10 protein-coding genes are annotated in these 12,732 nt (G+C 58.7%); 3 read left to right on the top strand and 7 right to left on the bottom strand.

The annotated features are described in order from the left end of the window. Positions 1 to 99: 99 nt before the first annotated feature. From dxs to dut, 5 genes are all read right to left on the bottom strand, one after another. Positions 100 to 2,046 carry a 1-deoxy-D-xylulose-5-phosphate synthase gene (gene dxs, locus FB472_RS13930; RefSeq protein ID WP_141991391.1) on the bottom strand — a complete coding sequence of 649 codons (1,947 nt, stop codon included), beginning with the start codon at positions 2,044 to 2,046 and terminating at the stop codon, positions 100 to 102. Positions 2,047 to 2,190: 144 nt separating this feature from the next. Then, positions 2,191 to 5,007: an aconitate hydratase AcnA gene (acnA, locus tag FB472_RS13925; protein ID WP_141991390.1), complete on the bottom strand. Its 2,817-nt coding sequence runs from the start codon at positions 5,005 to 5,007 to the stop codon at positions 2,191 to 2,193. 182 nt (positions 5,008 to 5,189) lie between these two features. Further along, positions 5,190 to 5,921, bottom strand: coding sequence for a DUF3159 domain-containing protein (locus FB472_RS13920; RefSeq protein WP_141991389.1), 732 nt, complete (start codon positions 5,919 to 5,921; stop codon positions 5,190 to 5,192). Then, positions 5,918 to 6,529, bottom strand: coding sequence for a DUF3710 domain-containing protein (locus FB472_RS13915; RefSeq protein WP_141991388.1), 612 nt, complete (start codon positions 6,527 to 6,529; stop codon positions 5,918 to 5,920). Before FB472_RS13915 ends, FB472_RS13920 begins: the two co-directional genes overlap by 4 nt. Next, the gene (gene dut, locus FB472_RS13910) at positions 6,526 to 6,990 is read right to left on the bottom strand and encodes a dUTP diphosphatase (protein ID WP_141991387.1); all 465 of its coding nucleotides are present in this window, start codon (positions 6,988 to 6,990) and stop codon (positions 6,526 to 6,528) included. Before dut ends, FB472_RS13915 begins: the two co-directional genes overlap by 4 nt. 69 nt (positions 6,991 to 7,059) lie before the next feature. Here dut and FB472_RS13905 point away from each other — a divergent pair, with 69 nt between their 5' ends. Beyond that, positions 7,060 to 7,515 carry a DUF3093 domain-containing protein gene (locus tag FB472_RS13905; protein WP_141991386.1) on the top strand — a complete coding sequence of 152 codons (456 nt, stop codon included), beginning with the start codon at positions 7,060 to 7,062 and terminating at the stop codon, positions 7,513 to 7,515. On the opposite strand, the gene FB472_RS13900 is transcribed toward FB472_RS13905, so the two are convergent. Next, positions 7,490 to 7,783, bottom strand: coding sequence for a DUF4193 domain-containing protein (locus FB472_RS13900; protein WP_021809719.1), 294 nt, complete (start codon positions 7,781 to 7,783; stop codon positions 7,490 to 7,492). The two genes, FB472_RS13905 and FB472_RS13900, sit on opposite strands and share 26 nt — an antisense overlap. Positions 7,784 to 7,983: 200 nt before the next feature. On the opposite strand from FB472_RS13900, the gene sepH reads away from it, so the two are divergent. Continuing rightward, positions 7,984 to 8,994, top strand: a complete 1,011-nt coding sequence (sepH, locus tag FB472_RS13895) for a septation protein SepH (protein WP_141991385.1) — start codon at positions 7,984 to 7,986, stop codon at positions 8,992 to 8,994. A gap of 111 nt (positions 8,995 to 9,105) precedes the next feature. On the opposite strand, the gene FB472_RS13890 is transcribed toward sepH, so the two are convergent. Further along, positions 9,106 to 10,257 (bottom strand): alkaline phosphatase family protein, encoded by a 1,152-nt coding sequence (locus FB472_RS13890; protein WP_141991384.1) that lies wholly within the window; start codon positions 10,255 to 10,257, stop codon positions 9,106 to 9,108. A gap of 12 nt (positions 10,258 to 10,269) precedes the next feature. On the opposite strand from FB472_RS13890, the gene FB472_RS13885 reads away from it, so the two are divergent. Continuing rightward, complete coding sequence (locus FB472_RS13885; protein WP_141991383.1) at positions 10,270 to 12,729, top strand: DNA gyrase/topoisomerase IV subunit A; 2,460 nt, start codon at positions 10,270 to 10,272, stop codon at positions 12,727 to 12,729. Positions 12,730 to 12,732 lie beyond the last annotated feature (3 nt).

The raw sequence follows: 12,732 nt of genomic DNA, 5'->3' as shown, positions 1-12,732 counted from the left end.
AGTCGCCTGCTTTAGGCGTCAACGAAAGAGGCTCGGTCTAGACAGTTTCTTGCCCGAGCCTCTTTGTGACGAGTGCCCGCTGTGAGTGTGCGTCGCTGTCTAGCCGCGTTCGGCAGGAATCGAGAATTCCTGAGCGTCAACACCGCTGAGTGGCCGCGCAATCGGAATCTTACTTCCGAGAACCTGCGCTACGACATCGCGAGCAATATGCTGAGGCGTGAGCCCGACCTGGTCGAGAATGTAGTCACGACTGCCGTGGTCAAGGAACTCCGCCGGCAACCCGAGCTCGTTCACCGCTGTGTCGACGCCCTGAGCTCGCATGTCCTGACGGATGCGGGTTCCGATCCCTCCGACCCGCACCCCATCTTCGATGGTGATCACGATGCGGTGTTCTGCCGAGAAGTCAATGACGCTCTGAGCAACGGGTACGACCCATCGCGGGTCGATTACCGTAGCCCCAATACCCTGTGCTGCAAGGGATTCGGCCACCTGAAGACCGGTCTTAGCCATCGAGCCCACGGTGACGATGAGTACGTCGTGTTGCTCATCTTCTCGAAGTACATCGACGCCGTCCTCCGTTCGACGCACCGCATCGAATTCGGTTCCCACCATTCCCTTGGCGAACCGGATAACGGTCGGGGCATCATCCACCGCGACCGCCTCTCCCAGCTCCTCACGCAGTCGCGGGGCGTCTCTGGGCGCGGCGATACGGATGTTGGGAACGACCTGGAGAAGCGCCAGATCCCACATGCCGTGATGACTCGCACCATCGGGCCCGGTGACCCCCGCGCGGTCGAGCACGAAAGTGACCCCAGCGCGGTGCAGCGCCACGTCCATCAGCACCTGGTCAAAAGCGCGATTCATGAATGTTGCATAGAGCGCGACTACAGGATGTAAACCGCCGTACGCCAGGCCCGCGGCAGAGGTCACTGCGTGCTGTTCCGCGATGCCCACGTCATGCACACGTTTCGGATACTTCTCTGCAAACTGGTGAAGCCCTGTCGGGCGCAGCATCGCGGCGGTAATCCCTACCAATCGTGGGTTTTCATCGGCAAGGGCAACGATCTCTTCAGAGAAAACGGAGGTCCATGAGGCCGCTCCTCCGACCTGAATTGGCTCGCCCGACACGGGATCAATTTGTCCAACAGCGTGAAACTGGTCGGCAACGTCGAGAATGGCCGGTTGATAGCCACGGCCTTTCTCAGTGATCGCATGCACGATGACCGGTGCGCCATGAGATTTCGCCTGTTCAAGCACCTCGGTGAGCGCCGCGATGTCATGACCGTGTACGGGACCGAGATACTTGATATCCAAGTTCGAATAGAGTGCTTCATTGTTGCTGAAACGCGAAAGAAAACCGTGCGCACCACCGCGGATTCCGCGGTGAAGTGCGCGGCCAGGCCCACCAAACGCACCGAAGAAGCGTTCGCTTGAGCTGTGCAGTGAACGGTAGGAGCGACGAGTGCGCACGCTATTGAGAAAGTGGGCCACTCCACCGATCGTTGGGGCGTATGAGCGACCGTTGTCGTTGACAACGATGATGAGCTTGCGGCTGTTGTCGTCGCTGATGTTGTTGAGTGCCTCCCATGTCATCCCGCCGGTCAAAGCACCATCACCGACCACAGCAACGACGTGACGATCCCCCTGGCCCGTCATTTCGAAAGCGCGAGAGATGCCGTCTGCCCAAGAAAGGGAACTGGAGGCGTGGGAGCTTTCGACGATGTCATGCTCGGACTCTGAGCGCTGAGGGTAGCCAGCAAGACCTCCTTCAGAACGCAGTCTTCCGAAGTTTTTTCGACCGGTGAGAATTTTGTGCACGTAGCTCTGATGGCCGGTGTCGAAAACAATGGCATCGTGTGGTGAATCGAAGACGCGGTGAATGGCCGTCGTCAACTCCACAACGCCCAAATTGGGCCCTAAATGCCCCCCCGTGCGCGAGACATTCTCGATGAGAAATTCACGAATCTCTTGGGCTAGCTCGGTGAGCTGGCCGGTGGAGAGACCATCAAGATCTCGGGGACCAGTGATTCCCGCGAGTAAATTCATAGCAAGAGTCTAGGCGTTTTTGTGAGCTCGTGAACAAATGTGCATGAGGTTTTGCGGCATCGCAATTGATATTCAGCTGAACGCACAAGGCGCGTGTCGAGAGCCAATGCTCTCGACACGCGCCCCTGACAAACGGGCTTCTCCTTAGACGAGTGAACGCAGAACGTACTGCAGGATTCCGCCATTGCGGTAGTAGTCCGCTTCACCCGGGGTGTCGATACGAAGCTTCGCATCGAACTCCACCGTTAACTTGCCGGCAGGTGAGTGCGCGGTCGGCTCAGCTACTACATGCAGCGTGCCGGGGATGCGGTCGTCGTTGAGCTCTTCGACCCCCGAGATGCTGATGCTCTCAGTTCCATCGAGACCCAGCGACTCCCATGATTGTCCTTCGGGGAACTGCAGTGGAAGAACGCCCATACCGATCAGGTTTGAGCGGTGAATACGCTCAAAACTCTCGCAGATGACGGCCTTGACTCCCAGCAAGCTCGTACCTTTCGCAGCCCAGTCACGCGACGAACCCGACCCATACTCTTTGCCGCCCAGCACGACCAGCGGAGTATTCTGCGCCGCGTAGTTCTGAGCGGCGTCATAAATGAACGACTGCTCGGCATCCGGCGTCGTGAAGTCACGCGTGTAACCGCCCTCAACGCCATCCAACAGCTGGTTCCTGAGGCGAATGTTCGCGAACGTTCCGCGAATCATTACTTCGTGGTTTCCACGACGCGAACCGTAGGAGTTGAAGTCCTTGCGATCGATGCCGTGCTCAGTCAAGTACTGGCCGGCCGGGCTATCTCCCTTAATCGAACCAGCGGGGCTGATGTGGTCAGTCGTCACCGAGTCGCCGAGCTTAGCAAGAACGCGAGCGCCGGTGACCGAGCTGACCGGCGTGATCTCCATGGTCATACCGTCAAAGTACGGAGGCTTGCGAACGTAGGTCGACTCGTCATCCCACTCGAAGGTGGACCCGGTCGGCGTCGATAGGTTCTGCCAGCGTTCATCGCCATCAAACACGCCCGCGTACTCGTGGATGAACATGTCACGGTCAATTGACGAGTCGATCGTGGCCTGAACTTCGGATGCGTCGGGCCAGATGTCCTTCAAGAAGACATCGTTGCCGTCCTGATCTTGGCCGAGTGCGTCGCTACCAAAGTCGAAGTTCATCGACCCGGCGAGTGCATAAGCAATAACGAGCGGCGGGCTCGCGAGGTAGTTCATTTTCACGTCAGGGTTGATGCGACCCTCGAAGTTGCGGTTACCGGAGAGAACCGCGGTGACAGCGAGATCGTTCTCGTTGATCGCCGCAGAAATCTCGTCCTCGAGCGGCCCGGAGTTACCGATACACGTGGTGCAGCCATAACCGACGGTATAGAAGCCGAGCGCCTCAAGCGAGACGTCCAACCCCGACTTCGCGTAATAGTCGGTGACTACCTTTGAGCCAGGCGCCAGTGTCGTCTTGACCCACGGCTTCGATTTCAATCCCTTTGCTGCAGCGTTACGGGCCAGAAGGCCAGCAGCGAGCATCACGGACGGATTCGACGTGTTGGTGCACGACGTGATCGCTGCGATCGCAACCGCGCCGTGATCAATCGTGAAGGAGTCTCCGCCATCAACGCTCACCGAGGTGGGCTTCGAGGCGGTGGATGGCGCGTGACTGGGGTGACTGTGCGAACGCTCGTGCGCCGAATCTTCATCCTGTGGCGTCAGGCCAATGGGGTCGGATGCCGGGAAGGTGCCTTCAACTGCGGCATCGACCTTGGAGTGATCCGTCGATGCGTAGTTGTTGAGATCGATCTCGAACTGGCTCTTTGCATTGGTCAGCTCGACACGGTCTTGCGGACGCTTGGGTCCGGCGATCGACGGAACAACAGTCCCGAGGTCGAGCTCGAGGTACTCGCTGTAGTTGGGCTCAACACTGGGGTCGTGCCAGAGAGACTGCAGCTTTGAGTACGCCTCGACGAGATTGACTTGCTCTTCGCTGCGGCCCGTGAGGCGCAGGTAGTCGAGTGTGACGTCGTCAATCGGGAACATTGCGGCGGTGGATCCGAACTCGGGGCTCATATTTCCGATGGTGGCGCGGTTGGCGAGAGGCACTGCACCGACGCCTTCACCGTAGAACTCCACAAACTTGCCGACGACACCGTGCCAGCGGAGCATCTGGGTGATCGTGAGAACGACGTCGGTTGCGGTGACGCCGGCGGGGATTGATCCGCTCAGCTTGAAGCCGACAACCTTAGGGATGAGCATCGAGACGGGCTGGCCAAGCATCGCTGCCTCAGCCTCGATGCCGCCAACGCCCCATCCAAGAACTCCGAGGCCGTTGACCATTGTGGTGTGCGAATCGGTGCCGACGAGAGTGTCAGGGAAAGCGCGAGTCTTGCCGTTGACTTCACGCGTGTACGTAACGCGCGCAAGGTGCTCGATGTTCACTTGGTGAACGATTCCGGTTCCGGGAGGAACAACCTTGAAGTCATCGAAGGCTGACTGTCCCCAGCGCAGGAACTGGTAGCGCTCGCCGTTGCGCTCATACTCGAGTTCGACGTTGCGTTCGAGAGCATCTGCGCTGCCAAAGAGGTCGGCGATCACCGAGTGGTCGATCACAAGCTCGGCCGGGGCAAGAGGGTTGATTTTGGTGGGGTCTCCACCTAGTTCTGCAACGGCCTCGCGCATGGTCGCGAGGTCAACAATGCAGGGAACCCCGGTGAAGTCCTGCATGACAACACGTGCGGGCGTGAACTGGATCTCGGTATCCGGCTCAGCACTAGGAACCCACGAGCTCAGTGACCTTATGTGCGCTTCAGTGACGTTCTTTCCATCTTCTGTGCGAAGGAGGTTTTCGAGTAACACCTTAAGACTGAATGGCAGTTTTTCGTACCCCGCCACCTTGTCGATGCGGAACACCTCGTAGTCGGTTGATCCGACTGTGAGCGTGTCTTTCGACCCAAAACTATTGACTGTCGACACTGTCATCTCCCTTGCTACGGTTCGTTAATCCTTGCGCGGAGCGTGCACTGCATCCAGCAAGGTAAGCCTAAAGGCTGATTCGCGGTGTGTAGATTGCGCTCGAAGCCCAAAGTATCTTGATGTCAAGATAAATATACACTATTGCTCACCACGCACTGAGTTGCCACGGCAACAGTCACGGACTACTCGGATGCTCGATTGCTGTAAGCCGCGCGCATCAGCAACCACGTCACCCACAGCACAGCCGCATACAACGGGACACCCAAGAGCAGCTTCATCGTGGCTAATGCCTGAGTCGCCTGCGCAAAGTACAGTGGCACCTCAACCGCAAGCCGCACGGCGAACAGTCCGGCCCAGACGAACGTCGCGATGAGAGCCACGCGGAACTTTGCTTTGTCTTCACGCCAGTCATTCGCCTCGCTCACGACGAGGGAAGCAATCACTCCGACCAGCGGCCTGCGTGCAATCAGACTGACGACAATTGCGGCAAGGAACACCGCATTGATAACGAAGCCAAGAAGAAAATTGTCTTCAGCGCGTCCCGTAATCAGAGCAAGTCCCGCCGAAAGTGCAACGCCGAGCACTCCAACAAGGGCCGAAGCAACTGGAGTGCGAGAAACCAGCCGAACAGCCACGAATACTAGCGACACAATCACGGGAACGACGACCGAGATCATCAGTTGCTGAGTCAGTGTGAAAATGACCAAGAAGCTCAGTCCCGGCACGATCGATTCGATGAGCCCTCGGATTCCGCCCATCGCCGTAAGCAGCGCACCGGCAGTGGGGGTTTCCCCCGGGGCCACTTGACCTACCGCTGATCGGCGCGCGGCCGTCTCTAATGCTTCACGGACAGACGGTTCTGGCGGAGACGAAGCTTTATTGACCGCCTCAGGCGCGTCGTCGGTCGAGCTCACGCCTGGGTTACTTTCTCACCCGTCGCCGGCATATGAAGCGGGATCAGATCGCGCGGGGGCATCGGCGTGTTGCCCCGAACCACCACAATGGAACGGAACAGGTCCTCAATTTTGCCCGCCGAATCCGCACTGGCGAGAGCGTCACCGGCAATTACACCGCGCAAGAACCACCGCGGCCCGTCGACGCCAACAAAGCGAGCGGTGCGTTTTTCTTCTGGCTTGCCACCGGCCACCGGAATCTCGGCAAAAACTTCTGGGCCGAATGGACCCTCGGAAACCTTTGTTGTTCCTCCCTGAGTTTTCACCTGATCGATAATCTGTTCACGAATCTCGTGCCAGAGCCCGCTGGAGCGCGGCGCGGCAAATGGTTGAATCTGAAGAGTCGAACCGGAGTAATCAAGTCCAACAGCAACCACGCGCTTGCTCGCCTCTTCCACTTCGAGGCGCAAATGGAGTTCCGCCCGTGGCAAAATCTTCACGCCTCCCAGGTCCACGTAGGGCCGAACCGCATTGGCTTCGCTCTCATCGAGCGGACCGTCGCTAGAACGGTTCTCCGGTGCGGACTTGGGATGATCTTGAGGTTCAAGAGATTCTGTGGTGTCGCTCACGAACTAGCTCCTTGTTGGGTTGAATCTGCACGGAATCCAGTCGAGCCAAAGCCTGAGGTACCGCGATGACTGCCGGGAAGTGTCGAAACCGGGACAAAACGAGCTCGGGACACCGGCATAACGATCAGTTGCGCGATTCTATCGCCCGGCTCGATTTCGAAAGTGGATGCTGCATCAGTATTTAGCAAAGTGACACGAATTTCCCCGCGATAGCCAGCATCCACGGTTCCAGGGCTGTTCACCACTGTGATGCCATGGTGCGCCGCCAGCCCGCTACGGGGAACAACAAAAGCGACATACCCGTCGGGAAGTGCCAGCGATACCCCGGTGGCAACAGTGCCTCGTTCGCCCGGAGCGAGCGTGTGACTGCTCGCTGCGTACAGGTCTGCGCCAGCATCGCCGGGGTGGGCATACTGCGGCACTTGTCCCCCGGAGATAAGTACCTCAACGTTGTCAACCACGAGTCGAGGCTAGTGCAGAAGTGCCGTGAGCTCGCAACGCAGACAACAAAATCAGTGTGTAATGGAGAAGTGATTATCTACCGTGAACGTTTGTGGCCAACCGCGTGGTTGTACTTGAGCACCGCTCTCACCATTCCCGCAAGCATTTTGGTCTTCATGCCAATAAATATCATTGCGGGCTACATCACCGCTGCCATTCTGTATGGCGGCATAGTGCTGTTCCTGTTGGCTTCAGCACCCACCATCGAGGTTGATGAGACGGAACTTCGCGCCGGGAAAGCACGACTACCGATTGCTACCATCGGCACGGTTTTGACCTTTGACGGTGCAGAGGCCACCCTCGAACGCGGACAGCGCCTTGATGCGCGTGCGTGGCTGCTAATCCGGGGTTGGGTTTCCGCGGTCGCAAAGCTAGAAATCCTCGATGAGAGCGACCCGACACCCTATTGGTTGTTGTCGAGCCGCACTCCCGAGTTGCTGAGCGAAGCGATCGTGAAGGCTAAGCTGCGCACTCCAAACAAATAGCGCCGAGCTTGGTGCTGTGGTCGACCTGCGAGCGGTGCTTCACGAGGAAGCAATTTACGCAGGTGAATTCGTCGGCCTGGGGAGGCAGAACAACCACATCGAGGTCGAGGTCAGAGAGGTCTGCCCCTGCGAGTTCAAAGTTCGCAGGGTTGTCTGAATCGTCGACATCAACCGAGCCCGACATCTTGTCTGGAACACGCTCTTTAAGAGCCTCGATCGACTCGGAGTCGTCGTCGGTCTTACGAGGTGCGTCGTAGTCGGTGGCCATGCCCATCCACTTCTGTTTTACGTTGAATCACCGGAATCGGCGGGCACAGTTTGCATGAAAGCGAGCCGAATTGCAAACCGCCGAATCTGCACCACTGTGCAGTGCCTGAGACAACTGCGATCGGAGGTGTGTTATTCCCACGTTTTGTAGTTTTTTCGTGTCATCCTAAAGCGGAATCGTGAGGGCGGGAGGAGTTCACCATGGAAGACCTTCGAGTAGTCGAAGTACACGACGGTGCACTGATCGTTTCAGACACTGACGGCACACAGTACCGCCTTGCCGTTGATAGCGTGCTGCAGTCGCGACTGCGCCAGAGCCGCGGTCAATCCAGCTCCGGCCGCAAAATTGCTCCGCGCGAGATTCAGGCACACATTCGTGCTGGCATGTCGGCTCAAGACGTCGCAAACGTGACCGGAGCTGAACTCGAACACATTTTGCGATTCGAGGGCCCCGTGATGGCGGAGCGGGAGTTTGTCATCAAATCCGCGCTCGGTGTCTCTGTGCATGTCACAGGAGAAACCGATTCGCTTACTTCCTCGCGTACCTTCGGGTCGGCAATACGTGAGCGTCTCGGTGAGCTACGGGCGGCAGACGAGCGCTGGGCAAGTTGGAAAGATCCCGAAACTGGCTGGGTAGTCAAGCTCGCCTTCGCCGCCAACGATATCGACCACGATGCGCGGTGGCAGTTCGATCCCAAGCGCCAGTCGCTGATCCCTCTCAACAGCGAAGCCAAGACGCTGTCACAACAGGGCGAGTCAACGGGAGCACTCATCCCCCGACTTCGCGCAGTCGCACCGGTCGACAACATGCCGGATGCCGCACGGTTCGATAGCGGCGCCTTCGACCTCGACGATATCGACGATGACCCTTCGCCCACTCGATCCGCGGAGTTGCCTGTCATGCGCGATCGAGCGTCCGAAGGCGGAGTTGGCAATCAAACGGCCGATCTCCTCGATGCACTTCGGCGCCGACGTGGTGAGCGTGAACCGGCCAATTTCGACACCGATGAAGGTGATGACACTCCAACTTCGAGAACTCCATCGTCGATGCGACTCCTCGACCCTCCGGCCGCCGAAGAACGTCACGAGGCTCCTGCACCACCGCGAGCTACTGAGCCTCAGCCGATCTCACGATCGCGCAAAGGTCGTGCAGCGATGCCCAGCTGGGATGACATCGTTTTTGGGACCAAACCAGATGATGATCCCGCTTAGGCGCGCGAGAGCCTGAAAAACTTCTGGAGCCGTCATCCGCGTCAGATCTCTTGAACGATTCGAATGGATGCCGCCTGATCGTTGGGCTCGCCTCACGGTCCACGCACACGCTTACGCACTCCCTAACTGAGCGAAGGCACCAAACCGGAGTAGCGGAACCCGCACCTCGTCGTCGGACCATGAACCGTGCTGACCGACCATGAGTCGTCCATTGTTGGTCGCTGAACGCGAATCGTAGTAAGCAATTGCTTTGCGAGCAGCGACGATAATGTCGCCGATGCGTGGTGCGACGGCAGCATCGACGTCACCAAACCACCCCGCGGTAACAGCCTCGTCGCGGCTCACAACCCACGAGCGATGCTCTTCTGTATCGCGCCAACGGTCCAGCACGTGCGCCCGCTGGTCCGGCCCCAACTCGGGTGAGAGATGAAGTTGAAGACAGCGCGGTTCGCCCGCGATGTGCTTGATACCCAGCATCAGTTCCGGAGTCGTGTCGAAAAGTACGTGGGCGTGAGCAGGGACGTCGACCATTCCGTGATCGGCGGTCACCAGCATGCCCTGGTCGGTGGCAAGCTGACCGAGAACCCCAGCCACCGCAGAATCCAAAGCTTCTAGTGCATGGGTCCACTGAGGCGACTGCCAACCGTGAGCGTGCCCGGCCATGTCGAGTTCGGGCGCATAAACGTAGGTGATTGATGCAGCATCGCTCGAACCAGCAACCGCAACAGCGGTACGCAATCGTTCTGCGAGCGATCCGGCGGCGAGGTACTTGGCTCCGCGCAACACCGCACGGGTAAACCCGGAATCTCGGTAGCGGGCGGCACCGACAGCAACCGCAGTATGCCCACGTTCGACAGCGCGCTCGAAGAGGGTCGGGATGCGCTGCCAGGTGGCCGGATCAAGCCGTGAATCCCATCCCGAAAGTTGATTGAGAACCCGGTCGTTCACGGTATCGAGAGCGCTATAACCGACCAAACCGTGCTGGCCCGCGCGAGCGCCAGTGGTGAGGCTGGCAATCGCTGACGCTGTGGTCGTCGGAAACCCCGACTGGATCACCGCGTGCTTGGTGAAGGCCGAACTGAGCGCGCGAGCGTGACCGGCCCGGGCCTTGAGGCTGTGTGCGCCCAGCCCATCGACGAGCAATACAACGGCATGTTTTACCGGCGGCAAGCTCAGCCGGTTGGCCTCGCCAGTGATCGCGTGAAGGGAACTTGCCAACACATCGGTGAGGTTCGCTGAGTCTGGGTTGAGCGCCGGTAACATTAGGGCAATCCTATGGCTACTCCCACTAAACCCAGCTCAGACTCCCCCGCCGGCGAACGCATCGAAGACATCGATGTCACAACCGAAATGCAGGGATCGTTTTTGGAGTACGCCTACTCCGTGATCTACTCGCGCGCGCTCCCTGACGCCCGCGACGGGCTCAAGCCGGTGCAGCGTCGCATTCTGTACCAAATGAGCGAAATGGGGCTGCGGCCTGAAAAAGGGCACGTTAAGTCTTCGCGCGTCGTCGGCGATGTTATGGGAAAATTGCACCCCCACGGTGATGCGTCTATCTACGACGCTATGGTGCGTCTGACCCAGAGCTTCATTCTGCGCGTGCCGCTCATTGACGGTCACGGCAATTTTGGTTCGCTGGATGACGGTCCTGCTGCACCTCGATACACCGAGGCACGGCTTCAAGCCTCGGCGATCGCCATGACGGATGATCTCGACGAGGACGTCGTCGATTTCGTGCCGAACTACGACAACTCAACGACGCAACCCGAGGTGCTCCCGGCGGCGTTCCCCAATCTGCTCGTGAATGGTGCCAGTGGGATCGCAGTCGGAATGGCGACCAACATGGCACCCCACAACCTCATCGAGGTCGTGGGAGCAGCACGCCATCTGCTCGCAAACCCCGACGCATCTCTGGAAGAACTCATGCAGTTCGTTCCCGGCCCTGACCTTCCCACCGGCGGTAAAATCATCGGCCTCGCCGGAATCAAAGATGCCTACGCTAGTGGTCGCGGCGCGTTCAAGACACGGGCGAAGGTGTCCGTTGAATCTATTACGGCACGCAAGATGGGTCTCGTTGTTACCGAACTTCCCTACCTAGTGGGCCCCGAGCGCGTCATCGAGAAGATTAAGGACGGCGTCAACGCCAAGAAAATCGTCGGTATCTCCGATGTCACCGACCTCACCGATCGCAACCACGGTCTTCGACTCGTCATCGGCATAAAGACCGGTTTTAGCCCTGACGCCGTACTCGAACAGCTCTATCGGCTCACGCCTCTTGAAGACAACTTCAGCATTAACGCGGTCACCCTCGTCGAGGGCAGGCCGCAAACGCTGGGACTCAAATCACTGCTCGAAGTCTTTCTCAAGCACCGACTCCAAGTCGTTACCCGCCGCTCTGCCTTCCGCCTCAATAAGCACCGCGAGAGATTGCACCTAGTCGAAGGACTGCTCATCGCCATCGTCGACATTGACGAGGTCATCCAAGTCATTCGTCAGAGCGACGATAGCGATCAAGCCCGAACCCGCTTGCGCGAAGTCTTCGACCTCAGCGAGCTGCAGGCAGAGTACATACTCGAACTCCGATTGCGTCGCCTCACCAAGTTCAGCAGAATCGAGCTTGAAGCCGAAGCGGACAAGTTGCGCGCAGAGATTGCACGGCTCGAAACACTTTTGGCTGACAAGGACCTCATTCGCGCCCTCGTCTCTGACGAGCTTGAAGAGGTTGCCGAGAAATTTGGAACTCCGCGGCGCACTCTACTGACTGAGGCACCGGCATCCATCGCAACAACTTCACGTTCGGCCGCAAGAAAAAATTTGCCCGTTCTCGAAATTGCCGACGAACCCTGCATTGTGCTCCTGTCGACCACAGGCCGCGTTATTCGGGTGGGTATCGCTGACGATGGGAGCGTACTCGCGACGCCTCGCCGCTCTAAGCACGACGCAATTCGTTCGCGCATAACCACAACGAGCCGTGCCGAAGTTGGGGCCATCACCAATCGCGGCCGCATTATTCGGTTTACCGCAGTTGACCTACCCAGCGTGCCTTCGAGCTCCGTGCAACTCGGTGCTGGCGCAAAGATTAACGAGTATCTGGCGATCGATAACGCGGAAAAGGTTCTTGCACTCGTGTCGCTCGACAGCAGTCAGCCCATTGCCCTAGGCACTCGCCTGGGCACCGTCAAGCGTGTATCGCCCGGTTTGTGGCCGTCTAAACCCGATTTTGACGTCATCACGCTCAAGGATGGCGACGAGGTGATCGGCGCTGGCCAGGGTACTGACGAAGACAAGCTGACCTTCATCACGTCGAACGCACAATTGCTCCACTTCGCTGCGTCCGCCGTGCGCCCCCAGGGACTGACCGCCGGCGGAATGGCAGGAATCCGTTTGGATGCCAGCGCAAGCGTTATCTTTTTCGGCTCTGTTGCCGCCGACGCCGAAACTGTCGCGGTAACCATATCGGGATCGAGTTCGACAATCGCGGGAACCGACCCTGGTCGAGCAAAAATGAGCGCGTTCGATCAGTTCCCGTCAAAGGGGCGGGGCACCGGTGGTGTGCGCGCTCATTCGCTGCTGAGGGGAGAGGATGTTCTTACGCTGGGATGGGCCGGTGAAGCCCCTGCGACTGCTGTCGCGCCCGATGGGGTCGCGCGCCAACTTCCCAAAGAAATGACCAAACGTGACGCTTCAGGAACCCCCCTCGACACCGTGATTGGCTCGGTCGGAACAACTCCGTAGCCG

This window comes from Rhodoglobus vestalii (assembly GCF_006788895.1).
Classification (GTDB): Bacteria; Actinomycetota; Actinomycetes; order Actinomycetales; family Microbacteriaceae; genus Rhodoglobus; species Rhodoglobus vestalii.
Note: the sequence above shows the minus strand (reverse complement) of the source record. Positions and strands in the feature narration are given on the sequence as shown.

Coding starts and splice junctions, on each gene's coding strand:
- dxs (WP_141991391.1), bottom strand. CDS start 2,046: ATGAATTTACTCGCGGGAATCACTGGTCCCCGAGATCTTGATGGTCTC.
- FB472_RS13900 (WP_021809719.1), bottom strand. CDS start 7,783: ATGGCCACCGACTACGACGCACCTCGTAAGACCGACGACGACTCCGAG.
- FB472_RS13885 (WP_141991383.1), top strand. CDS start 10,270: ATGGCTACTCCCACTAAACCCAGCTCAGACTCCCCCGCCGGCGAACGC.
- sepH (WP_141991385.1), top strand. CDS start 7,984: ATGGAAGACCTTCGAGTAGTCGAAGTACACGACGGTGCACTGATCGTT.
- FB472_RS13890 (WP_141991384.1), bottom strand. CDS start 10,257: ATGTTACCGGCGCTCAACCCAGACTCAGCGAACCTCACCGATGTGTTG.